The 22,150-nt window shown below is 60.6% G+C and carries 19 protein-coding genes and 1 tRNA gene; 12 read left to right on the forward strand and 8 right to left on the reverse strand.

What is annotated here, in order from left to right:
• Nucleotides 1-27 precede the first annotated feature (27 nt).
• From AD670_RS18750 to AD670_RS18760, 3 genes are all read right to left on the reverse strand, one after another.
• Nucleotides 28-1,338, reverse strand: a complete 1,311-nt coding sequence (locus tag AD670_RS18750; RefSeq protein WP_053135602.1) for an MFS transporter — start codon at nucleotides 1,336-1,338, stop codon at nucleotides 28-30.
• A gap of 264 nt (nucleotides 1,339-1,602) precedes the next feature.
• Nucleotides 1,603-2,838: a transporter associated domain-containing protein gene (locus tag AD670_RS18755; protein WP_053135605.1), complete on the reverse strand. Its 1,236-nt coding sequence runs from the start codon at nucleotides 2,836-2,838 to the stop codon at nucleotides 1,603-1,605.
• Between the two features lie 13 nt (nucleotides 2,839-2,851).
• Nucleotides 2,852-3,664: a cytochrome c biogenesis protein CcsA gene (locus AD670_RS18760; RefSeq protein ID WP_053135616.1), complete on the reverse strand. Its 813-nt coding sequence runs from the start codon at nucleotides 3,662-3,664 to the stop codon at nucleotides 2,852-2,854.
• Nucleotides 3,665-3,898: 234 nt separating this feature from the next.
• On the opposite strand from AD670_RS18760, the gene ffh reads away from it, so the two are divergent.
• From ffh to AD670_RS18810, 10 genes are all read left to right on the forward strand, one after another.
• Nucleotides 3,899-5,275 (forward strand): signal recognition particle protein, encoded by a 1,377-nt coding sequence (ffh, locus tag AD670_RS18765; RefSeq protein ID WP_053135619.1) that lies wholly within the window; start codon nucleotides 3,899-3,901, stop codon nucleotides 5,273-5,275.
• Nucleotides 5,276-5,525: 250 nt separating this feature from the next.
• Entirely contained in the window at nucleotides 5,526-5,777 is a 252-nt protein-coding gene (gene rpsP, locus AD670_RS18770; protein ID WP_003238923.1) for a 30S ribosomal protein S16, read from the forward strand.
• Between the two features lie 5 nt (nucleotides 5,778-5,782).
• Nucleotides 5,783-6,319 carry a ribosome maturation factor RimM gene (rimM, locus tag AD670_RS18775; protein WP_053135622.1) on the forward strand — a complete coding sequence of 179 codons (537 nt, stop codon included), beginning with the start codon at nucleotides 5,783-5,785 and terminating at the stop codon, nucleotides 6,317-6,319.
• Nucleotides 6,301-7,074, forward strand: a complete 774-nt coding sequence (trmD, locus tag AD670_RS18780) for a tRNA (guanosine(37)-N1)-methyltransferase TrmD (RefSeq protein WP_172681501.1) — start codon at nucleotides 6,301-6,303, stop codon at nucleotides 7,072-7,074. The genes rimM and trmD overlap by 19 nt, the downstream gene beginning before the upstream one ends.
• Before the next feature lie 45 nt (nucleotides 7,075-7,119).
• Nucleotides 7,120-7,470, forward strand: a complete 351-nt coding sequence (gene rplS / locus AD670_RS18785; protein ID WP_003175895.1) for a 50S ribosomal protein L19 — start codon at nucleotides 7,120-7,122, stop codon at nucleotides 7,468-7,470.
• A gap of 179 nt (nucleotides 7,471-7,649) precedes the next feature.
• Complete coding sequence (xerD, locus tag AD670_RS18790) at nucleotides 7,650-8,546, forward strand: site-specific tyrosine recombinase XerD (RefSeq protein WP_053135625.1); 897 nt, start codon at nucleotides 7,650-7,652, stop codon at nucleotides 8,544-8,546.
• Nucleotides 8,547-8,688: 142 nt separating this feature from the next.
• Nucleotides 8,689-9,420 (forward strand): thioredoxin fold domain-containing protein, encoded by a 732-nt coding sequence (locus tag AD670_RS18795; protein WP_003175893.1) that lies wholly within the window; start codon nucleotides 8,689-8,691, stop codon nucleotides 9,418-9,420.
• A 129-nt stretch (nucleotides 9,421-9,549) separates the two neighbouring features.
• Nucleotides 9,550-10,854 carry a homoserine dehydrogenase gene (locus AD670_RS18800; RefSeq protein ID WP_027605461.1) on the forward strand — a complete coding sequence of 435 codons (1,305 nt, stop codon included), beginning with the start codon at nucleotides 9,550-9,552 and terminating at the stop codon, nucleotides 10,852-10,854.
• A 67-nt stretch (nucleotides 10,855-10,921) separates the two neighbouring features.
• On the forward strand, nucleotides 10,922-12,331 hold the full coding sequence (gene thrC / locus AD670_RS18805) for a threonine synthase (RefSeq protein WP_027605462.1): 1,410 nt from the start codon (nucleotides 10,922-10,924) through the stop codon (nucleotides 12,329-12,331).
• Nucleotides 12,332-12,626: 295 nt separating this feature from the next.
• Nucleotides 12,627-12,911, forward strand: coding sequence for a DUF3509 domain-containing protein (locus AD670_RS18810; RefSeq protein WP_053135628.1), 285 nt, complete (start codon nucleotides 12,627-12,629; stop codon nucleotides 12,909-12,911).
• A gap of 170 nt (nucleotides 12,912-13,081) precedes the next feature.
• On the opposite strand, the gene AD670_RS18815 is transcribed toward AD670_RS18810, so the two are convergent.
• Together AD670_RS18815 and AD670_RS18820 are read right to left on the reverse strand one after the other, a co-directional pair.
• On the reverse strand, nucleotides 13,082-13,966 hold the full coding sequence (locus tag AD670_RS18815; protein ID WP_053135630.1) for a TIGR02285 family protein: 885 nt from the start codon (nucleotides 13,964-13,966) through the stop codon (nucleotides 13,082-13,084).
• Nucleotides 13,966-15,165, reverse strand: coding sequence for a CaiB/BaiF CoA-transferase family protein (locus AD670_RS18820; RefSeq protein ID WP_053135633.1), 1,200 nt, complete (start codon nucleotides 15,163-15,165; stop codon nucleotides 13,966-13,968). Before AD670_RS18820 ends, AD670_RS18815 begins: the two co-directional genes overlap by 1 nt.
• Nucleotides 15,166-15,313: 148 nt before the next feature.
• Between AD670_RS18820 and AD670_RS18825 the strand changes: the two genes are divergently transcribed.
• Together AD670_RS18825 and recJ are read left to right on the forward strand one after the other, a co-directional pair.
• Nucleotides 15,314-15,856, forward strand: coding sequence for a YaeQ family protein (locus AD670_RS18825; protein ID WP_032890801.1), 543 nt, complete (start codon nucleotides 15,314-15,316; stop codon nucleotides 15,854-15,856).
• Between the two features lie 96 nt (nucleotides 15,857-15,952).
• Nucleotides 15,953-17,662, forward strand: a complete 1,710-nt coding sequence (gene recJ / locus AD670_RS18830) for a single-stranded-DNA-specific exonuclease RecJ (RefSeq protein ID WP_053135636.1) — start codon at nucleotides 15,953-15,955, stop codon at nucleotides 17,660-17,662.
• A gap of 75 nt (nucleotides 17,663-17,737) precedes the next feature.
• Here the strand turns inward: recJ and AD670_RS18835 are convergent, their stop codons facing one another.
• The 3 genes from AD670_RS18835 to AD670_RS18845 all read right to left on the reverse strand — a co-directional run bounded on the left by AD670_RS18835 (nucleotide 17,738) and on the right by AD670_RS18845 (nucleotide 22,016).
• Complete coding sequence (locus AD670_RS18835) at nucleotides 17,738-19,018, reverse strand: virulence factor family protein (protein WP_053135638.1); 1,281 nt, start codon at nucleotides 19,016-19,018, stop codon at nucleotides 17,738-17,740.
• On the reverse strand, nucleotides 19,018-21,660 hold the full coding sequence (gene mprF / locus AD670_RS18840) for a bifunctional lysylphosphatidylglycerol flippase/synthetase MprF (RefSeq protein ID WP_053135641.1): 2,643 nt from the start codon (nucleotides 21,658-21,660) through the stop codon (nucleotides 19,018-19,020). The genes AD670_RS18835 and mprF overlap by 1 nt, the downstream gene beginning before the upstream one ends.
• Before the next feature lie 279 nt (nucleotides 21,661-21,939).
• Nucleotides 21,940-22,016 (reverse strand) — tRNA-Met (locus AD670_RS18845).
• Nucleotides 22,017-22,150: the final 134 nt, after the last annotated feature.

Consider the following 22,150-nt stretch of genomic DNA (forward strand, 5'->3'; position numbering starts at 1 on the left):
TTCGGGCTTGCCCCCGATAGCTGTTTATCAGGCAACCCTGTTCAAATCATTATCCCGCGTCTCTTTCAGGCACAGCACAGCAATCAAGCTGAGCAACGCTGCCGCCGACACATATCCGCCGACATAACTCAGCCCACCCATCGCCACCAGCTTGGTTGCGAAGAACGGTGCGGCCGAAGCGCCAACAATCCCACCCAGGTTATACGCCGCCGAAGCCCCGGTATAACGCACGCGTGTCGGGAACAATTCTGGCAACAGCGCACCCATCGGCGCGAAGGTCACGCCCATCAGGAACAGCTCCAGGGCCAAAAACAGTGCCACAGCCCAAGTCGAACCGTGGGTCAGCAACGGCTCCATGGTGAAGCCCGACAGAATCGCCAGGACCGCACCGACGATCAGCACCGGCTTGCGCCCGTAGCGGTCACTGGCCAACGCCGCCAACGGTGTCGCCAGGCCCATGAACAGCACTGCAAAGCACAGCAATCCAAGGAACGTCTCGCGGCTGTAGCCCAGGGTCGAAACGCCATAGCTCAGGGAAAAGGCCGTGGTGATGTAGAACAGCGCGTAGCACACCACCATCGACGCGGCGCCCAGCAGTACCGGCAACCAATGCTGGCTGAACAGTTCCACCAGCGGCACTTTCACCGGGGCTTCTTTCGCCACGGCATTGGCGAACACCGGGGTTTCATGCAGCTTCAGGCGCGCATACAGGCCGACCATCACCAATGCTGCGCTGAGGATGAACGGGATGCGCCAGCCCCAACTGCGGAACTGCTCGTCATTCAGGCTCATGGCCAGGATCAGGAACAAGCCGTTGGCCGCCAGGAAACCGATCGACGGGCCCAGTTGCGGGAACATGCCGAACCAGGCGCGTTTGCCCTTGGGGGCGTTCTCGGTGGCCAGCAACGCCGCGCCACCCCACTCGCCGCCAAGCCCCAGGCCCTGGCCGAAACGCAGCACGCACAACAGGATGGGCGCCCAGGCACCGATGCTGTCATAGCCGGGCAGCAAGCCGATCAGCGTGGTACACACGCCCATCAGCAGCAACGAGGCCACCAGGGTCGACTTGCGGCCGATGCGGTCGCCAAAGTGGCCGAACAGCGCCGAGCCCAGCGGGCGGGCGATAAAGGCGATACCGAAGGTCAGGAACGACGCCAGCATCTGCGCGGTACCGGAGGTCTGCGGAAAGAACACCGGCCCGATCACAAGGGCGGCAGCCGTGGCGTAGATATAGAAGTCGTAGAACTCGATGGCGGTGCCGACGATGCTTGCGGTGGCGACACGGGCGGTCGAGTTGGTCGGGGCGGCGGTCGCGGCCTCGTTATAGGTGGTGCTCATGGAGGTATCCCTGACGGTCGTTGCGCGTTTGGACGCGGATTATTATTGGGTCGAACCCCCTTGGATCAGGGTAGTGCGCGGGGCGGCTCGGGATGGGAGCGAACACCGGTCAGACAGAATGCAGCGGTGCCTGGACGCGCTCAGTGCGGATAGCACACGGTCGGGCGGGGCTTGGGTAAGCCGCAGGGATTATAGGAAGGGGTGTGGAAATACAACAAGTGGCTCGAGCACCCCTCCCACACTGGAGTGTGGTTTGTCAGGAAATCAGGCGGCGACCGGCACCCGGCTGGTGTGCCAGATCAGGACCTTGCTTACCCGGTTGTCCTCGGTCTCGAGGATTTCCAAGCGGTAGCGACCGATTTTTACGCACACCGCGCAATCCGGAATAGTCTCCAGTGCTTCGGTCACCAAGCCGTTGAGGGTCTTGGGCCCGTCGCTGGGCAGGTGCCAGCCCAGGCTCTTGTTCAATTCGCGGATCGAGGCGGCGCCGTCGATGATGTAGCGGCCATCGGGTTGCGCTTCGATATGCGGGTTGTCCGCACTTTGCTCGTTTTCGAATTCGCCGACGATTTCTTCGAGAATATCTTCCAGGGTGACGATACCCAGTACTTCGCCGTATTCATCCACCACCATGCCCAGGCGTCGTTGCTGCTTGTGGAAGTTCAGCAGTTGCAGTTGCAGAGGTGTGCTTTCCGGGACGAAGTAGGGCTCGTAGGAAGCCTCGAGCAAGGCTTCCTTGGTCAGGCTGGCGTCCGGCAGCAGATGCTGGATCAGCCGGGTGTTCAGTACGGCTTCGACCTGGTTGATGTCACTGTGGAACACCGGCAGGCGAGTGCGCGGGGAGGTGCGCAGTTGCTCGATGATTTCTTCGATCGAGTCATCCAGGTTGATACCGTCCACTTCGCTGCGGGGTACCAGGATGTCATTGACGGTGATGTTGTCCAGGGCGTGGATGCCTGGCATGCCAGGTGTGCGGCCTTCGTCGGCCTCAGGCTGCGGTTCGTCGTGGTCGGGCTGTGGCGCGTCGCTGTGTTTCACTACCCCGGCCTTGCGCGCAAACGGGCGCAGCAGCAACAGGCTGATGCCATTGAGCAACCAGGCGGCGGGGTAGAGGATTTTCAGTGGCACGCCCAGCAGCGTGTTGCCAAAACCCAGCACCGCTTGCGGATGACGGGTTGCCAGGGCGCGGGGCAGGTAGTCGGCCAGGATCAGCAGGACGGCGCAGGAGATCAGCCAGCCGAGCCACGGGCCGTTCTGCGCCCAGGCATAAATCGCCAGCAGGGTGCAGAGGATTACCACGGCTGCGCGGCACAGGCTGTTGCACAGGATCAGACTGTGGCGCGGGAAACTCAGGCGGGCGGCAGCCTTGTCGCCCTGGCGTGTGCCGGGGCGCAAGGCCAACAGGTGTTGTTGTGCGGCTTCGATGGCGGTAAACAGCGCCGCCCATAACACCAGCAAGGCGATTACTGCGAGCATCGGCCCCAAGGGCAAATTGTCCATTTTTTGCTGCCCGTCAGATATGCAGGATGTATTCGCGAACCAGCTTGCTGCCGAAATAGGCCAGCATCAGCAGGCAGAAACCGGCCAGGGTCCAGCGAATCGCCTTGTGCCCGCGCCAGCCAAGGCGGTTGCGGCCCCACAGCAATACGCTGAACACCACCCAGGCCAGGCATGCCAGCAGGGTCTTGTGCACCAGGTGCTGGGCAAACAGGTTTTCGACGAACAGCCAGCCGGAGATCAGCGACAGCGACAGCAGCGTCCAGCCGGCCCACAGGAAACCGAACAGCAGGCTTTCCATGGTTTGCAGCGGCGGGAAGTTCTTGATCAGGCCGGAAGGGTGCTTGTGCTTGAGCTGGTGGTCCTGCAACAGCAGGAGCAAGGCCTGGAACACCGCAATGGTGAACATGCCGTAGGCCAGGATCGACAGCAGGATATGAGCGAGGATGCCTGGCTCTTCGTCGATCACCTGCACCGTACCGGTGGGGGCGAACTGCGCGAGCAGCACCGTCAGCACACCCAGTGGGAAGAGCAGGACCAGCAGGTTCTCGACGGGAATCCGATAACAGGCCATCAGTGTCAGCGCAATGACCGCCGCCGCGATCAGGCTGGCGGCGCTGAAAAAATCCAGGCCCAGGCCAACCGGCGTCATCAGATGGGTGAACAAGCTCGCGGCATGGGCCAGCAGGGCGAGGACGCCAAGGCCGACCAGCAGGCGTTTGTCCGCCTTGGCGCCTTTGGCCAGACGAGAGCCCTGATAGAGGGTCGCAGCGGCATACACGATGGCGGCGGCGAGGCTGGGTAGCAAACTGGGTGACAAGGGGAGCATAAATCCTGATAGACAAGCCCGAAAGGCGCTGAGTTTGGCACACACCTGCGCTCCACGAAAGACTCCCCGGCCAGACAGCGGGTGTGCATGGGCTCAGTCTTCGCTATAATCCGCGACCTGCCCACGCCGCAGGCTCGCCGAACGCTGTTTTTAATAGCGATTTACCACAGCCTGGGCCGCCATTACCTCGGTCTACCAATGCATTTCGATGAATAGGGCCTGAAAGGATCGCGCATGTTTGAAAACTTGACTGACCGTCTCTCGCAGACGCTGCGCCACGTAACCGGCAAGGCCAAGCTGACCGAGGACAATATTAAAGACACCCTGCGTGAAGTGCGCATGGCGTTGCTGGAAGCCGACGTCGCCTTGCCTGTGGTCAAGGACTTCGTCAACTCGGTCAAGGAGCGTGCGGTTGGCACTGAAGTGTCCCGCAGCCTGACCCCGGGCCAGGCCTTTGTGAAGATCGTCCAGGCCGAGCTCGAAAGCCTGATGGGCGCGGCCAACGAAGACCTGAACCTCAGCGCCGTGCCACCGGCCGTCGTATTGATGGCTGGCCTGCAGGGTGCAGGTAAGACCACCACCGCCGGCAAGCTGGCGCGCTTCCTTAAAGAGCGCAAGAAGAAATCGGTAATGGTGGTCTCGGCTGACGTGTACCGTCCGGCCGCGATCAAGCAGTTGGAAATGCTCGCGGGTGAAGTAGGCGTGACCTTCTTCCCGTCCGACCTGAGCCAGAAGCCGGTCGACATCGCCAACGCCGCCATTAAAGAAGCCAAGCTGAAGTTCATCGACGTGGTCATCGTCGATACCGCCGGTCGCCTGCACATCGATGAAGAGATGATGGGCGAGATCAAGGCGCTGCATGCCGCGATCAACCCGGTCGAGACGCTGTTCGTGGTTGACGCCATGACCGGCCAGGATGCGGCCAACACCGCCAAGGCCTTTGGTGATGCACTGCCGCTGACCGGCGTGATCCTCACCAAGGTCGACGGCGACGCCCGAGGCGGTGCCGCACTGTCGGTACGTGCCATCACCGGCAAGCCGATCAAGTTCATCGGTATGGGCGAGAAGAGCGAAGCGCTTGAACCGTTCCATCCTGAGCGTATCGCCTCGCGTATCCTCGGCATGGGTGACGTGCTCAGCCTGATCGAACAGGCCGAAGCGACCCTCGACAAGGACAAGGCCGATAAGCTGGCCAAGAAGCTGAAGAAGGGCAAGGGCTTCGACCTCGAAGACTTCCGCGACCAGCTGCAACAAATGAAGAACATGGGCGGCCTCGGCGGCCTGATGGACAAGCTGCCGAATATCGGCGGTGTGAACCTGGCGCAAATGGGCAATGCCCAGAATGCGGCAGAGAAGCAGTTCAAGCAGATGGAAGCCATCATCAACTCCATGACCCCGGCCGAGCGCCGCGACCCCGAGCTGATCAGCGGTTCGCGCAAGCGTCGGATCGCCATGGGTTCCGGCACCCAGGTGCAGGACATCGGTCGCTTGATCAAGCAGCACAAGCAGATGCAGAAGATGATGAAGAAATTCTCCGCCAAGGGCGGAATGGCCAAGATGATGCGCGGCATGGGCGGTATGTTGCCCGGCGGCGGCATGCCGAAAATGTAAAGTATTCGAGCGGGAGTTCACTCCTGCTCCGACCCACAGGGATGTGGGATCTCCAGCAAACCCGCCGTTGGCGGGGGCTGACCTGCCGTTTTAACCGACGGCTCTATAGCAGATCTGAATGGCACGCTGATAGGCGCCAGAAAAAGACATTTGCAAAAGTCCGGATATTCCTTAGAATATGCGGCCTTTCGGGCACCTATGCCCGCTGTGCATTTAGATTTGCAGCACCGACTACAGGAACGATGTTCACATGCTAACAATCCGTCTTGCCCTTGGCGGCTCCAAAAAGCGCCCGTTTTACCACTTGACCGTAACTGACAGCCGCAACCCACGTGACGGCTCTCACAAGGAACAAGTTGGTTTCTTCAACCCGATCGCTCGTGGTCAAGAAGTCCGCCTGTCCGTGAACCAAGAGCGCGTAGCCTACTGGCTGAGCGTTGGTGCACAACCGTCTGAGCGTGTTGCCAAGTTGTTGAAGGACTCGGCTAAGGCCGCAGCCTGAGCAATATGAACGCGACGCCAGCTGTTGCTGATGATTTGATCGTTATCGGCAAGATTTATTCTGTTCATGGCGTTCGCGGCGAAGTGAAGGTGTATTCCTTTACTGATCCGACTGAAAACCTGTTGCAGTACAAAACCTGGACGCTCAAGCGCGAAGGTAGTGTGAAACAGGTCGAGCTGGTCAGTGGACGCGGGAGCGATAAGTTCCTGGTCGCAAAGCTCAAGGGTCTTGATGATCGTGAAGAAGCTCGTCTTCTGGCTGGTTATGAGATCTGCGTGCCGCGCAACCTGTTCCCTGAATTGACCGACGGCGAGTACTACTGGTACCAGCTGGAAGGTCTGAAGGTTATTGATCAACTCGGGCAATTGTTCGGGAAAATCGATCATCTTCTGGAAACCGGCGCCAATGATGTAATGGTGGTCAAGCCTTGCGCTGGCAGCCTGGATGATCGCGAACGCCTGTTGCCCTATACCGAGCAATGCGTGTTGGCCGTCGACCTGGCAGCGGGCGAGATGAAGGTGGAATGGGACGCGGACTTCTAAGCGTGGCTAATTTGCGCATTGAAGTGATCAGTTTGTTTCCCGAGATGTTTTCCGCCATCAGTGAGTACGGCATCACCAGTCGGGCGGTGAAACAGGGGCTGTTGCAGCTTACCTGTTGGAACCCGCGAGACTACACGACGGATCGACATCACACTGTGGACGATCGCCCATTTGGCGGTGGCCCGGGCATGGTGATGAAGATCAAGCCCCTGGAAGACGCGTTGGCTCAGGCCAAGGCTGCAGCCGGGGAGAAGGCGAAGGTGATTTACCTGTCCCCTCAAGGCCGCCAGCTGAAACAGGCTGGGGTCCGCGAACTGGCGAATGAGGAAGCACTGATCCTGATTGCCGGTCGCTATGAAGGCATTGACGAGCGTTTTATTGATGCTCATGTCGATGAAGAGTGGTCGATTGGGGACTATGTCCTGTCTGGCGGCGAGCTGCCGGCGATGGTCCTGATAGATGCGGTTACACGACTGCTGCCTGGAGCTTTAGGGCATGCGGACTCCGCGGAGGAAGATTCCTTCACGGATGGTTTGCTGGATTGCCCGCATTACACCCGACCGGAGGTGTATGCGGATCAGCGTGTTCCCGACGTATTGCTAAGTGGCAATCACGCACACATCCGGCGTTGGCGTTTACAGCAGTCCCTTGGTCGGACCTATGAACGACGCGCCGATCTTCTGGAAAGCCGCTCGCTTTCTGGAGAAGAGAAGAAGCTGCTCGAGGAATACATCCTCGCGCGGGACGATAGTTAACAACGTATCGATGGTAGGTCCATTGACTTACCTTAGGAGCACAGCATGACTAACAAAATCATCCTTGCACTCGAAGCAGAGCAGATGACCAAAGAGATCCCTACCTTTGCCCCGGGCGACACTATTGTCGTTCAGGTGAAAGTGAAGGAAGGCGACCGTTCGCGTCTGCAAGCGTTCGAAGGCGTGGTAATCGCCAAGCGTAACCGTGGTGTGAACAGTGCTTTCACTGTTCGTAAAATCTCCAACGGTGTTGGCGTAGAGCGTACTTTCCAGACCTACAGCCCGCAAATCGACAGCATGGCCGTTAAGCGTCGCGGTGACGTACGTAAAGCCAAGCTGTACTACCTGCGTGACCTGTCCGGTAAAGCAGCTCGCATCAAGGAAAAACTGGCTTAAGTCCAGCTTCCCGATGCAGAAAAAAGCAGCCTACGGGCTGCTTTTTTGTGCCCGCGATTTGAGCTCTGTCTCTGCGGAAGATGCGGCCGGCTACGACGGTTCATGCCCTCAGGGATGTGTACGTGGCCGGGCTGCGATAGGATCTACCCGATACCACCCTTTTCCTTGCCTGAGCCCCCATGCCCGCCATTGACCACCCCCTGATCGACCGCTTCCTTGACGCCCTTTGGCTGGAAAAAGGCCTGTCAGACAACACCCGCCAGGCCTACCGCAGCGACCTGGCGCTGTTCAACGGCTGGTTGCAGGAAAAAAAACTGGAACTGATCAATGCCGGCCGCGAGCTGATCCTCGATCACCTGGCCTGGCGCCTGGAGCAGAACTACAAGCCTCGTTCCACTGCGCGATTCCTCTCCGGTGTGCGTGGCTTTTATCGCTATTTGTTGAGGGAAAAACTGATCGCCCTCGATCCGACCCTGCAAATCGATATGCCGCAACTGGGTAGGCCCTTACCTAAATCCCTGTCAGAAGCCGACGTCGATGCCTTGCTCGCTGCGCCCGACCTCAGCGAGGCCATCGGCCAGCGGGACCGCGCCATGCTGGAAGTTTTGTATGCCTGCGGCCTGCGGGTCACGGAGCTGATCAGCCTGACCCTGGAGCAAGTCAATCTGCGCCAGGGTGTACTGCGGGTGATGGGCAAGGGCAGCAAGGAACGGCTGGTACCGATGGGGGAGGAGGCCATCGTGTGGGTCGAGCGCTACATGCGCGATGCCCGTAGCGAACTGCTCGGCGGGCGTCCCAGCGATGTGCTGTTCCCCAGCCAGCGTGGCGAGCAGATGACCCGCCAGACCTTCTGGCATCGCATCAAGCACCAGGCCAAGGTCGCGGGGATCGGAAAGTCGCTGTCGCCCCACACACTGCGTCACGCCTTCGCCACGCATTTGCTCAACCACGGCGCGGATTTGCGTGTGGTGCAAATGCTCCTGGGCCACAGCGACTTATCCACCACCCAGATTTACACCCACGTGGCGCGTGCGCGATTGCAGGATATGCACGCCAAGCACCACCCGCGAGGCTGAAAACCGCCAATTTATCCCGCCACGGGCTGCCCTGCGGCCCAACTGTGGTAGGCTTTGCCGGTTAGCAAAGGGGACGGCCCGCACCCGTGTTTGCGTATCGGCGTACCTGCACCCGTCCCTGCATCTGCCTTCAGGAGTTTCCATGCGCTTGACCCAGATTATTGCCGCCGCAGCCATTGCGTTGGTTTCCACCTTTGCCGTCGCCGATGACGCTGCCGAGCAGACCATCCGCAAGAGCCTGGCCAACCTGCAGCTCGACACCCCGATCGAAAGCATCAGCGCCAGCCCGATGGCCGGCCTGTATGAAGTCAAGCTCAAGGGCAGCCGCGTGCTGTACGCCAGTGCAGACGGTCAGTACATCGTCCAGGGCTACCTGTTCCAGCTCAAGGACGGCAAGCCGGTCAACCTCACCGAGAAAGCCGAGCGCCTGGGCGTGTCCAAGCTGATCAACGGCATTCCAGTGGCTGAAACCGTGGTTTACCCGGCCATCGGCGAGACCAAGACCCATATCACCGTGTTTACCGACACCACCTGCCCGTACTGCCATAAGTTGCACGCCGAAGTGCCTGCGCTGAACAAGCTCGGCGTGGAAGTGCGCTACGTAGCGTTCCCGCGTCAGGGCCTGGGTTCGCCGGGCGACGAGCAGCTGCAAGCCGTATGGTGCTCGGCCGACAAGAAGGCGGCCATGGACAAGATGGTTGATGGCAAGGAAATCAAGGCGGCCAAATGTGCCAACCCGGTTTCCAAGCAGTTCGCCCTGGGCCAGTCCATCGGCGTAAACGGCACACCGGCCATCGTTTTAGCTGACGGCCAGGTGATTCCGGGCTACCAGCCGGCACCACAAGTTGCCAAACTGGCGCTGAGTGCCAAATAAACCAGCATTGTCGAACCTTTGACGATGCTGGCCCGTGGATAAGTCGGCGGGCCATTAATTGAAAGCCGCAGTTGTGCGGCTGTTTTCCACGGCCGACCTAGCGTCGGCCGTTTCATGGGGAGTTCTTCAGTGAAACCGGTCAAAGTAGGCATTTGTGGGTTAGGGACCGTCGGTGGCGGCACCTTCAACGTACTTCAGCGTAATGCTGAAGAAATTTCCCGCCGTGCAGGGCGTGGGATTGAAGTGGCGCAAATTGCCACGCGTTCGCCAAAGCCTCAGTTCCAAACGACCGGTATTGCGATTACCAACGATGTCTTCGCTGTGGCCACCAACCCTGAAATCGATATCGTCATCGAACTGGTGGGCGGTTACACCGTGGCCCGCGAGCTGGTGCTCAAGGCGATCGAGAACGGCAAGCATGTGGTCACCGCCAACAAGGCGCTGATCGCCGTACACGGCAACGAGATCTTCGCCAAGGCCCGCGAGAAGGGCGTGATCGTAGCGTTCGAAGCTGCGGTTGCCGGTGGTATCCCGGTGATCAAGGCAATCCGTGAAGGCCTGTCCGCCAACCGCATCAATTGGGTAGCCGGCATCATCAACGGCACCGGTAACTTCATCCTCACCGAAATGCGCGAGAAGGGCCGTACCTTCGAAGACGTGCTGGCCGAAGCCCAGGCCCTGGGTTACGCCGAAGCCGACCCGACATTCGACGTGGAAGGCATCGACGCGGCGCACAAGCTGACCATCCTGGCGTCCATCGCCTTTGGTATCCCGCTGCAGTTCGACAAGGCCTACACCGAAGGCATCACCAAGCTGACCACTGCCGACGTGAACTACGCCGAAGCCCTGGGCTACCGCATCAAGCACCTCGGTGTCGCGCGCAGCACCCCGGCGGGAATCGAGTTGCGTGTGCACCCGACGCTGATCCCGGCTGACCGCCTGATCGCCAACGTCAATGGCGTGATGAACGCCGTGATGGTCAACGGTGATGCCGCCGGCTCCACCCTGTTCTACGGTGCCGGCGCCGGCATGGAACCGACCGCTTCGTCGGTGATCGCCGACCTGGTGGACGTGGTTCGCGCCATGACCAGCGACCCGGAAAACCGCGTGCCGCACCTGGCCTTCCAGCCGGATTCGCTGTCGGCCCACCCGATCCTGCCGATCGAGGCATGCGAAAGCGCCTACTACCTGCGCATCCAGGCCAAGGATCACCCAGGCGTGTTGGCCCAGGTCGCCAGCATCCTGTCGGAGCGCGGTATCAACATCGAGTCGATCATGCAGAAGGAAGTCGAGGAGCAGAACGGCCAGGTGCCGATGATCCTGCTGACCCACCGCGTGCTTGAGCAGCACATCAACGATGCCATCACCGCTCTGGAGGCCTTGCAAGGCGTCGTCGGCCCGGTGGTGCGGATTCGCGTCGAACACCTGAACTAACCGATCTGTTCCAGAGGCCCCGTATGTGCGGCGGCCTCTGTTCGAGAATGTTTTAGAGGAGCCAGTCATGCGTTACATCAGCACCCGCGGCCAGGCACCGGCCCTGAATTTCGAAGACGTTTTACTGGCAGGCCTTGCCACCGATGGCGGCCTGTACGTGCCGGAAAACCTGCCACGCTTTACCCAGGAAGAAATCGCTTCGTGGGCCGGCCTGCCGTACCACGAGCTGGCGTTCCGGGTGATGCGCCCGTTCGTCACCGGCAGCATCCCCGATGCGGATTTCAAAAAGATTCTGGAAGAGACGTACGGCGTGTTTTCCCACAGCGCCATCGCGCCATTGCGTCAGCTCAATGGCAACGAATGGGTGCTTGAGCTGTTCCATGGCCCGACCCTGGCGTTCAAGGACTTCGCCCTGCAACTGCTGGGTCGCCTGCTGGACTACGTGCTGGAGAAGCGCGGCGAGCGCGTGGTGATCATCGGCGCCACCTCGGGTGACACCGGTTCGGCGGCCATCGAAGGCTGCAAGCACTGCGAAAACGTCGACATCTTCATCCTGCACCCGCACAAGCGTGTGTCGGAAGTGCAGCGCCGCCAGATGACCACCATCTTCGGCGAGAACATCCATAACATCGCCATCGAAGGCAACTTCGATGACTGCCAGGAAATGGTCAAGAACAGCTTCGCCGACCAGGGCTTCCTCAAAGGCACGCGACTGGTGGCGGTGAACTCGATCAACTGGGCGCGGATCATGGCCCAGATCGTCTATTACTTCCACGCCTCGCTGCAGTTGGGCGGCCCGGCACGTTCGGTGTCGTTCTCGGTGCCGACCGGTAACTTCGGCGACATCTTCGCCGGCTACCTGGCGCGCAACATGGGCCTGCCGATCAACCAGTTGATCGTCGCCACCAACCGCAACGACATCCTGCACCGCTTCATGAGCGGCAACCAGTACGTCAAGGAAACCCTGCACGCCACCCTGTCGCCGTCCATGGACATCATGGTGTCGTCGAACTTCGAGCGCCTGCTGTTCGACATGCACGGTCGCAACGGCGCAGCCATTGCCGGCTTGATGGACACCTTCAAGAGCGGCGGCGGTTTCAGCGTTGATGAAGAGCGCTGGACTGAAACCCGCAAGCTGTTCGACTCCCTGGCCGTGGACGACGCGCAGACCTGCGAAACCATCGCCGAAGTCTACGCCCAGACCGGCGAGTTGCTCGACCCGCACACTGCCATTGGTGTGAAGGCTGCCCGCGAATGCCGTCGCAGCCTGGATATCCCGATGGTGATTCTCGGCACCGCTCATCCAGTGAAATTCCCGGAAGCGGTGGAGAAGGCCGGTGTTGGCAAGGCGCTGGAACTGCCGGTGCATCTGACAGACCTGTTCGAGCGTGAAGAGCGTTGCACGGTGCTGCCGAATGACTTGAAGGCGATGCAGGCGTTTGTCAGCCAGCATGGCAATCGTGGTAAGCCTTTGTAAGACACATCACGAAGACAAAAACGCCGCTTTCCCTTCCTTGGGTCAGCGGCGTTTTTTGTTGCTGGCAGGCCCGGCCTCAGCGCCTGGCAAACCCCAAGAACAGCAGCCCATTGCGTAAGCATTTATGTGCTGCCGTTTTTTGCCTGTCATGTTGCGAGCGCATGCTGGTCCAAGTCACTCCCTGGCGAGCCTATAAAGACGAAAAAGCGAACTTTCCTACGTGGCAACCGGTCATTTAGGATAGATGCAGCTCCCGTTGAAACGATTGTTCCCGAACTATTGAGTGGTGATCGAGATGGAAAGTATCAGCCTATTGCTCGAAGAAGCACTGAGCCCTTATCAGGTTACGCTGACCACCTCTGGTGTGCAGGGCGAGTGCCTGGTGACTGTGAAGAATCCTGCTGGCGCGATCGTGGTCGAGCGTGACGTCGACCGGGCGCAATTGATGGACAAACGCGTGTTGGTCGATGTTGTGGATTGCCTGCTACGTGACCTCAAGATCGCTGAAGGGCGCCTGGAACCCTCGGTCATCGCAGCCTTGCGCAATGCCGCACAGACCCGCGGCGCCGCCGTTGCATGAAGAATTGTTTATCGATGGAAACTTCCTACTGGATGCCCTGTCAGATTTTGTAACAGCAAGAGCAAACATTGTGCTCCGGTGTTTGTGGCTTGCTGTACTGGTCTTTGTAGGCCACGTTTAACCCCGAAGTGTCTCCCCACTCTTCGGGGTTTCTTTTTGCCCGGGATTTGTCAGGGCTCTGGCGAATCCTGGAAAAAGCTCGGGTTATCTCGCAGATAGTGTTCGCGCATGACAGGGTCCAGCCATGAAGCGTAGGACTGCTGCATCTGTTCCAGTGGGGTGTCGCGCAGCACCTGGTCGATTCGTTCGATGGCCTGACGCCCCTCTGCTGTGTCTGAGCAGGCAATATGCGTGCGCTGGTAAGGCGCCGTGCCTTTAATCGGGTAGAAGCTCAGTTCGTCGGGCGCGATCCCCTGCTGCATCGCGTGATAGCGGATTTCCGGCCAGTACCCCAGCACGGCTTCCAGCCTTCCCAGGCGCTGCATTTGTAACAGGCTGCCAAGGGCGTCGTTGCCGTAGTGGAGCGCCAGTTTGCGTGGATCGGCCTGCTTGAGCCGTTCATCGATAACGGGACCGTAGCTGCGTTCTGCGGTAGCACCCAATCGTGCTTTATGGGTATCGAGAAAGGCCTGCAGGTCGAACTGGCCGTCCACTATAAATGGCGCCATGGCGGAGTGCTGTCTGCTTCGTATCGCGACGCCATTACTGGGAACCACGAACGCCTGACGAGAAAACACGACGTACTTGGCCCGCTCTGGCGTCCATAGCAGCGAGGGATCACAGGTGAACGAGGGCTCGCGCAACATTTGCGTGCCCCGCGCGCGGTTGACGTGGAGTACCTGGTGGCGATACTCCGGCAAACGCTCAATCAGTATGGGTAGCAACTGGTCCAGCGCTCCCTGGCCTTTGCGTGGTCCTTCGAAAATAGTCAGCGGCGGCAAGTCGCGCAGCAGCCAGATCAAGGTGTCCTCGGCATGCGCAGGCAGCAGCCAGCCGCTGCTCATCATGGCGGCGAGGCATAGCCGGATCAGCCAGCGCTTGCAGCGAGAGGCCATCAGATCGCGCCGTCCTCACGCAAGCGGACAATGGCGGCTGCGTCGTATCCCAACTCGCCCAGCACTACGCTGTTGTGTTCACCCAGTTGCGGCCCCACCCATTCGCAACTGCCCGGTGTGTCCGACAGCTTAGGCACGATGCCCGGCATCTTGAAGTCCTTGCCGCCTGGAAGCTGGGCCTTGAGGAACATTTCCCGCGCCAGGAATTGCGGGTCGCCCAGCATGTCCTCGGCACTGTAGATACGGCTCGCGGGCACTTCAGCCTGGTTCAGCTGTTCCACCACCTGCTCCAGCGACAGCGAATTCACCCAGCGATCAATCACCCCGTACAGTTCGTCACGGCGACTGTCACGCCCGTCATTACTGGCCAGTTGCGGATCGTTGGCCAGGTCGTCGCGACCAATGGCCGCCATGAAACGCTTGAAGATCGCATCACCATTGGCGCCAATCTGCACATGCTTGCCGTCCGCAGTGGTGTGGATCGACGACGGCGTAATGCCGGGCATGATGTTGCCGGTGCGCTCGCGAATAAACCCGAACACGTCAAACTCGGGAATCATGCTTTCCATCATGGCGAAGATGGCCTCGTACAGGGCCACATCCACCACCTGGCCCAGGCCACCGTTGACCTCGCGATGACGCAGCGCCATCAAGGCACCGATCACCGCCCACAAAGCAGCAATCGAGTCGCCGATGGAGATCCCGGTGCGCACCGGCGGACGGTCCTCGAAGCCAGTGATATAGCGCAGCCCGCCCATGGACTCGCCCACCGCGCCAAATCCCGGCTGGTCCTTCATCGGCCCGGTCTGGCCAAAACCCGACAGACGGACCATCACCAGCTTGGGATTGAGGGCGTGCAGGGTTTCCCAGCTCAGCCCGAGCTTTTCCAGTACGCCGGGGCGAAAGTTCTCGATCAGAATGTCGGCGTCCGCCAGCAACTGCTTGAGGATTGCCAGGCCGTCCGGATGCTTGAGGTTCAGCGTCAGCGATTTCTTGTTGCGCGCCTGCACAAACCACCACAGCGAGGTGCCTTCATACAGCTTGCGCCATTTGCGCAGCGGGTCGCCGCCGTCCGGGGATTCGACCTTGACCACCTCGGCGCCGAATTCGGCGCAGATACGTGAGGCGAACGGCCCGGCGATCAGGGTGCCGAGTTCTATGACTTTCAGGCCTGCAAGGGGTTTGGCATTCAACGACATGGGGATCCTTTAGGGCATAGAGCGGGTGTATGAAGCCTTTTAACATAGGCGAGCGGCCCAGGGATAAGGATGATGCAGCGCAGTATTCGTTGAATGACCTCGCCATCGGTTAGACTGGCCGCCTTTCCCTGTCTCTAGAAGCCCGTTCATGGCCCAGCCGTCCACGACCTACAAATTCGAACTCAACCTCACCGACCTTGACCGTTCGGTATACGAGAGCGTCAAACAGACCATCGCCCGCCACCCTTCGGAAACCGAGGAACGCATGACCGTGCGTCTGTTGGCCTACGCCCTTTTTTACAACGAACAGTTGGCGTTCGGTCGTGGTCTGTCGGATGTAGACGAACCAGCCTTGTGGGAAAAAAGCCTGGATGATCGGGTTTTGCACTGGATTGAAGTCGGCCAGCCGGACGCCGACCGCCTGACCTGGTGCTCGCGCCGCACTGAGCGCACCAGCTTGTTGGCATATGGCAGCTTGCGCGTTTGGGAAGGCAAAGTGGTGCCGGTGGCGAACAACCTGAAGAATGTGCACATCGCAGCGGTGCCCCAGGAGATTCTGGAGGTCCTGGCCAAGGACATGCCCCGGGTGATCAAGTGGGACGTGATGATCAGCGAAGGCACGATCTTCGTCACCGACGACCGTGGCCAGCACGAAGTGCAACTGCAATGGCTGGTCGGCGAACGCGGTTGAAAACGTGGGAGGGGGCAAGCCCCCTCCCACATTTGATCTGTGCTGTCTTCAGAGTTGTCGTTTAACCGTTGTATTAAAGAGAAGCTCCCGTCACCCATGCGTATCGACCCCCGTCCATTGCCCGCCGTCTTGCCCTTCCTTGGTGAATTGCCACCGCTGTTGACCCGTCTGTACGCCGCCCGTGGCGTGCAGTCCGAGGCCGAGCTGGACAAGAGCCTGGCGCGGTTGATTCCCTATCAGCAGCTCAAGGGCATCGATGCGGCGGTGGACTTGCTGGTGACGGCATTGGAACAGCGCCAGCGCATCCTTATCGTCGGTGACTTCGATGCCGATGGCGCCACCGCCAGCACCGTAGGCACGCTGGGCTTGCGTTTGCTCGGCGCGGCCCATGTCGATTACCTGGTGCCCAATCGCTTCGAATACGGCTACGGCCTGACTCCGGAAATTGTCGCCGTGGCCCTGCAGCGCGAGCCGCAGTTGCTGATCACCGTGGACAACGGCATTTCCAGTGTCGAAGGGGTGGCGGCGGCGAAAGCGGCGGGGTTGCAGGTGTTGGTGACCGATCACCACTTGCCCGGTGATGAGTTGCCGGCGGCGGATGCCATCGTCAACCCGAACCAGCCGGGCTGTGAGTTCCCGAGCAAGGCCCTGGCCGGCGTGGGGGTGATCTTCTACGTGCTGATGGCCCTGCGCGCGCGCTTGCGCAGCCTGGGCTGGTACGAGAACAAGCCTCAACCCAACATTGGCGAGCTGCTTGACCTGGTCGCCCTGGGCAGCGTCGCCGACGTGGTGCCCCTGGACGCCAATAACCGCATCCTCGTGCATCAGGGCCTGGAACGTATTCGCGCCGGTCGCGCGCGGCCTGGGATCAAGGCGATCCTCGAAGTCGCCAAGCGCGATGCGGCGCGTATCACCTCCACCGACCTCGGCTTTATCCTCGGGCCACGGCTCAATGCGGCCGGGCGCCTGGATGATATGAGCCTGGGCATCGAATGCCTGCTCACCACGGATTTCGCCGCGGCCCGGGAAATGGCCGCGCAACTGGACGGCATGAACCAGGACCGTAAATCCATCGAGCAAGGCATGCAGCGCGAGGCCCTGGCCCAGCTCAAGGACTTGCCGGTGGAGTCGATGCCCTACGGCTTGTGCCTGTTCGACCCGGAATGGCACCAAGGCGTGATCGGGATTCTCGCGTCGCGCATGAAAGAGCGCTATTTCCGTCCCACCATCGCCTTCGCCGATGCCGGGGATGGCCTGCTCAAGGGCTCTGGACGCTCTGTACAGGGCTTTCACATCCGCGATGCCCTGGCGGTGGTCGCCAGCCAGCATCCCAACCTGATCACCAAATACGGCGGCCACGCCATGGCGGCGGGGCTGACCTTGCCTGAGGAAAATTTCCCACTGTTTGCCGAAGCCTTTGATGCCGAAGTGCGTCGGCAGCTGCGCGAAGAAGACCTAACCGGGCGCCTGCTGTCCGACGGCACCCTGGCGGTGGAAGAGTTTCACCTGGAGCTGGCGCGCGCGTTACGGCATGCCGGACCGTGGGGGCAACACTTTCCCGAGCCGCTGTTCCATGGCGTGTTCCAGTTGGTGGAGCAGCGAGTGGTGGGGGAGCGGCACCTGAAAGTGGTGCTCAAGAGCGAGTGCGGGTCGGTGAAGCTCGATGGCATTGCGTTTGGCGTCGACCGTGAAGTCTGGCCGAACCCGACCGTGCGTTGGGTGGAGTTGGCCTACAAGCTGGACGTGAATGAGTTTCGTGGGAATGAAACCGTGCAACTGATGATTGCCCACATCGAGCCGCGCTAGATTTTACTAACACCGCAAAACAACTGTGGGAGGGGGCAAGCCCCTCCCACAGTTTGTTTGGCGTACAGCCCGGAATTACTCGGACTTGGCCTGATGCTTCACGATGATGTCTACCAGACGCTTGGCCAGTGCCGGGTAGTTCTCATCGAAGTGATGCCCGCCCGGCAGCTTCACAGCCTCGCCCACGGCGGTCTTATCGGTGCAGCCACTCTCGTCGACTTCTTCTGCGCCGTAGATGCACACCACCTTGTCAGCCGGCAGCTTGGCCATTTCCGGCCCCGTCGCGGCTTCTTTGCCGGCGTTGCCCAGCCAACCTTCTACTTCGATTTCAAAGCTGCCGGTGCGGGCGAAGGCCAGCAGGATGATGACGTCCACACGCTGCTGCTCGTTTTCCGGCAGGCGGTTGTAGATCGCCGGCAGTACGTCGGCGCCGAATGAGTAACCGGTCAGCACGAAGCGCTTGGTGCCCCACTTCTGCCGGTAGTGCTGCATCAGCTCGGTGAGGTCCTTGGCGCTTTGTTCCGGGGTCTTGTGCTGCCAGTAGTAGCGCAGGGTGTCGATGCCGACCACCGGGTAGCCGATCTTGGCCATTTCGCCGGCCACATCGCGGTCCAGGTCACGCCAGCCGCCATCACCGGAAAGGAACAGCGTCACGGTGTCCTTGGCCTGGCCAGCCGGCACTTCCACCACGGGAATCGCCAGGCCGCCGTTGTCCGAACCCACCAGTTGCTTGCGCAGTTCGTTGTTCAGCACTTGCGGGTAGTGAATGTCGTAGTCGCTGATGCTGGTGGTGGCGCGCGGGGTGTCACGTACGAAACTGGCGCTTTCATCGTCAGGGTTGTCGTTCCAGGCCACCAGCCAATTACCGTGCGCGGCGGTTTTCGGCAGTGGATCCTTGCAACCTTCCTGTACCAGCGCGAAGCCGACGGAGATGGCGTTGGCCTTGTCGTCGTTCTGTGTGGCCAGCCAGCGCCAGGCGAGGGCGGCGCCAGGGCCGATGCCGCTGACCAGGGTCGCGGGCCCTTTGAGCTGGCCCAGGGCGCTTTGCAGCGCTTGTTCCTGCAACTTGCAGTCATCCTTTGGCAGGATCACTTGGACGATCTGCGCCTTGCCGCCCTGGCTCAGGGTAATCAGCTGGCTATCGGTCAGGGTTTCGTCAGCCATCACCGCCACCGCGACGCGGGCTTTCGGGGTGCCAGCCGGGGTCACGCGGGTCATCACCGAGCCGTCGGCCTGGGGCAGTTGCTCCAGGGTCGGCTGCGGGGCAGGGCGGTTCCAGAACCAAAAGCCGCCACCCAGGACCAGGGCGAGCAGCACTACAAAGGCCAATACATACCGCCAGGAGCGTCGAATCATCAGCGTTTCACCAATCCAGTCAAGCCGCCCGCGATCAGGGCGGCGGTATCGGCCAGTGCCACCAGCGGGTCAAGTCCTGCGGGCACGGCCATGTAACGGGGTTCCCAGTCAGGCTGGAACTTGTCTTTGAAGCGGCGCAAGCCTTGGAAGTTATACAGTTGCTCGCCGCGACGGAACACCATTGAGCCCAGGCGCTGGGTCAGTGGCGCGCCGCGTCGCGGTTGCAGGCCCGACAGCGGCACCATGCCGAGGCTGAAGCGGGCGTAGCCGTGACTCTTATAGTGTTGAATCAGGCCGACCATCATGAATTCCATGGTCAGCTTTGGCGCATCCGGGTGGGCGCGCATCAGGTCGAGGCTGGCCAGGTCGTGGTTGTAGGTCTCGAGCAGGTTGGCGAAGGCCACCGGGCGCCCTTCGAAGCGAATGATCGCGATACGAAAGTGCTTGAGGTAGTCGTCGCTGAAGCGGCCCAGGGAAAAGCCTTTTTCCCGCACATTCTTACCGGTCAGCCAGGCATCCGAGATGACTTTTAATTCATCCATCGGCGCCGTGCCGGGTTCAAAGATCTCCAGGGACAGACCGTCCCGGGTGCCCCGGTTCCAGGTGTAGCGCAGGTCCTTCATCTCTTTGCCCTTGGCTTCCAGGTCAAAGCGTTTCAGGTCGACGCGGGCCTCTTCGCCCAGCTTGATGGCGGTGAGACCGATGTCCATGTAGTAGGGCAGGTTCTCGGCGCGTACCTGATAGAACACGGGGCGCGCATGGTGGATATCGCACAGGTCGCGGAACTGCCAGATCATCTCGGCGCGGGGCTGGGTCGGGCCGATCGGATCATACAAGGCCACCAGGCTGCGCCCGCGACGGGCGTACATCAGGAAGGCTTCGTCATTCGGGTGGAACAGCAGCGCCTTGTCGCCGGTCAGCGCCAGGCCGCCGTCGGGTTGCGACGACGCCATCAGGATCTTGGTGGCGCGTTCCAGCTCGTCGGGGGTTGGCAGGTGGATCACCGGGCGTGCGGTGCGCAGCAGCCAGGTCAGCGATACGATCACCAGCAGTACGGCGGCGCCCAACAGCGAGCGCAGGCCGCGCGGGGCGTTCGCATCGAGGGTGAACTGCCACCACAGTTGGTGGCTGTAAGGCACATCTTGATAAGCAAACAGCAGCAGCCAGATCGAGGCACCCAGCACGCAGACACTGGCCACCAGGTACAGCGGCGAAAACGGCAGTTCGGTCAGGCGGCTGGCGCGATAGAACGAGCGGCGGAAGATCGCCAGCAGTATCGCCGTCATGGTCATCAGGCTGGCTTCTTCCCAGTCAAAACCCTTGAGCAGCGAGAGCAGGGCACCCGCCAGCAGCAGCACCATGGTCAGCATCCAGGCCGCCGACAAACGCCGGCGCAGGCCCTGGGCCAGCAACAGGCACAGCACGCCGATCAGGCTGGCGCCAAAGTGCGAGGCGTCAATCAGGCGGTGGGGAATCAGGAAGCCGATGTTTTCCAGGCGTGAGTCGATTTCTGGCGTGGCGCCGGAAAACAGCAGGACCACGCCGGACAAAAAAACCAGTACGGCCAGCACCGGTGCCGCCAGGCCAGAAGCCACTCGCAGACTCTGTTGGGTCTGGAACAGGCGCTGCGCCTCGTTGACCAGCAGGAATACACAGGCGATCAGCAGCGGCAACACCACATAGATCATGCGATACAGCAGCAGGGCGGCCGCCAGTGGCGCTGCGCCGAGCTTGTCGGCGAAGGCGGCGAGCAGGATGGCTTCGAATACGCCTACGCCACCTGGCACATGGCTGAGCACACCTGCGGCCAGGGCCAACAGGTACACCAGCAGGAATGGGCCGAATGGTGGCGCTTCCGGCAGCAGCATATAAAGGACGGCGGCGGCAGCGGCCACGTCCAGTGCGGTGATGATCAGTTGCAGGAAGGTCAGGCGTCGGCCGGGCAGGCGCAGGGTACGACGGCCGGCTTTTACCAGCAGGTTGTCCGGGTAGGGTTGTTCCGGCAGGTGGCGGCGATAGATGCCGATGCACAGCACGGCCGACAACAGCAACACCGCGCCGGCAACGCCGCCGAGCAGACTTTGTGGCAAATGCAGGTAAGTCGAGGCTGCCGGCAAGTTGCTCAGCGTGGCCAATGCGGCCAGCGGTGGCAGGGCGCAGCCCAGTGCCAGGCTGGCGAACACGGTCATGTGGGCGACTTCCGATGCCCCAATGCCATGGCGTGCGTATAAACGGTAGCGTACCGAGCCGCCCGAGAGCATCGACAGGCCAATCGCATTGCCGATGGCAAAGGCGGTAAAGCCGCCGAGGGCCAGGGTCTTGGCGGGCAGCTTTACGCCGGCGTAACGTGCGCCGGAAAACTCGTAGCCCAACAGAATGACGAAACCCGCGACAGCCGCGGCAAATGCACCGAGCAACGCGGGCTTGGGCACTTCCAGGATCGAGTCGTGGAGGGCGTAGAGGTCCAGTTCCAGCAGCAGGTGTCGGCAGGCGATCAGGGCGATTGCGAACAGCAACAGGGTCACGGCCAGCCCAATCGGTTGCCGGTACTTGCTCAACAGATCCAGCCAACGCAAACGGGTGGGAGCGATCGGTTGTTCCGCTGTGACGGTGTCTTGTGGTTCAGACGAGTTGGCGCGCATCAATCACCTCTTGGATTGTGCGCGACAGGATGGAGGTATCCAGCCAAGTTACCAATCCCTATGGACAAAATAATTACAAATATTAACGCGGATCACCGGGGTCGGCGACAGCGGCCATTGGTCGTAGAGGGCAGCGCTTGAGCACTGAGCATAGCTTGCAATGAGATGGACTCTACAAACCGTGTACGGTTTCATGAAAGATGCCATGCCATTGTTTCAGAAGAACTTTTTCACCGGATACAAAAAAGGCCACTCTTTCGAGTAGCCTTTTTTGATGTTTGGTTGCGGGAGCCGGATTTGAACCGACGACCTTCGGGTTATGAGCCCGACGAGCTACCAGACTGCTCCATCCCGCGTCTGTGGGCGGCATTCTACAGCCAAGCGGCGAGGTGTCAACCGTTAATGAGCCGATGGGTCAAATAAGTGTGAAATGAACGGTAAAGGTCGGCTGCGGAAGGTAAGTGCGCGATGGGTAAAGATTTTTTTGTCT

The organism is Pseudomonas sp. MIACH (assembly GCF_001269925.1).
GTDB lineage: Bacteria > Pseudomonadota > Gammaproteobacteria > Pseudomonadales > Pseudomonadaceae > Aquipseudomonas.

Excerpts from the sequence above, each read along its gene's own strand:
- AD670_RS18750 (WP_053135602.1), bottom strand. The coding sequence starts at position 1,338 with ATGAGCACCACCTATAACGAGGCCGCGACCGCCGCCCCGACCAACTCG.
- AD670_RS18835 (WP_053135638.1), bottom strand. The coding sequence starts at position 19,018 with ATGATTCGACGCTCCTGGCGGTATGTATTGGCCTTTGTAGTGCTGCTC.
- AD670_RS18815 (WP_053135630.1), bottom strand. The coding sequence starts at position 13,966 with ATGGCCTCTCGCTGCAAGCGCTGGCTGATCCGGCTATGCCTCGCCGCC.
- AD670_RS18795 (WP_003175893.1), top strand. The coding sequence starts at position 8,689 with ATGCGCTTGACCCAGATTATTGCCGCCGCAGCCATTGCGTTGGTTTCC.
- xerD (WP_053135625.1), top strand. The coding sequence starts at position 7,650 with ATGCCCGCCATTGACCACCCCCTGATCGACCGCTTCCTTGACGCCCTT.
- AD670_RS18755 (WP_053135605.1), bottom strand. The coding sequence starts at position 2,838 with ATGGACAATTTGCCCTTGGGGCCGATGCTCGCAGTAATCGCCTTGCTG.
- recJ (WP_053135636.1), top strand. The coding sequence starts at position 15,953 with ATGCGTATCGACCCCCGTCCATTGCCCGCCGTCTTGCCCTTCCTTGGT.
- AD670_RS18760 (WP_053135616.1), bottom strand. The coding sequence starts at position 3,664 with ATGCTCCCCTTGTCACCCAGTTTGCTACCCAGCCTCGCCGCCGCCATC.
- trmD (WP_172681501.1), top strand. The coding sequence starts at position 6,301 with ATGGGACGCGGACTTCTAAGCGTGGCTAATTTGCGCATTGAAGTGATC.
- rpsP (WP_003238923.1), top strand. The coding sequence starts at position 5,526 with ATGCTAACAATCCGTCTTGCCCTTGGCGGCTCCAAAAAGCGCCCGTTT.
- rimM (WP_053135622.1), top strand. The coding sequence starts at position 5,783 with ATGAACGCGACGCCAGCTGTTGCTGATGATTTGATCGTTATCGGCAAG.
- AD670_RS18825 (WP_032890801.1), top strand. The coding sequence starts at position 15,314 with ATGGCCCAGCCGTCCACGACCTACAAATTCGAACTCAACCTCACCGAC.
- AD670_RS18810 (WP_053135628.1), top strand. The coding sequence starts at position 12,627 with ATGGAAAGTATCAGCCTATTGCTCGAAGAAGCACTGAGCCCTTATCAG.
- AD670_RS18820 (WP_053135633.1), bottom strand. The coding sequence starts at position 15,165 with ATGTCGTTGAATGCCAAACCCCTTGCAGGCCTGAAAGTCATAGAACTC.
- thrC (WP_027605462.1), top strand. The coding sequence starts at position 10,922 with ATGCGTTACATCAGCACCCGCGGCCAGGCACCGGCCCTGAATTTCGAA.
- rplS (WP_003175895.1), top strand. The coding sequence starts at position 7,120 with ATGACTAACAAAATCATCCTTGCACTCGAAGCAGAGCAGATGACCAAA.
- mprF (WP_053135641.1), bottom strand. The coding sequence starts at position 21,660 with ATGCGCGCCAACTCGTCTGAACCACAAGACACCGTCACAGCGGAACAA.
- ffh (WP_053135619.1), top strand. The coding sequence starts at position 3,899 with ATGTTTGAAAACTTGACTGACCGTCTCTCGCAGACGCTGCGCCACGTA.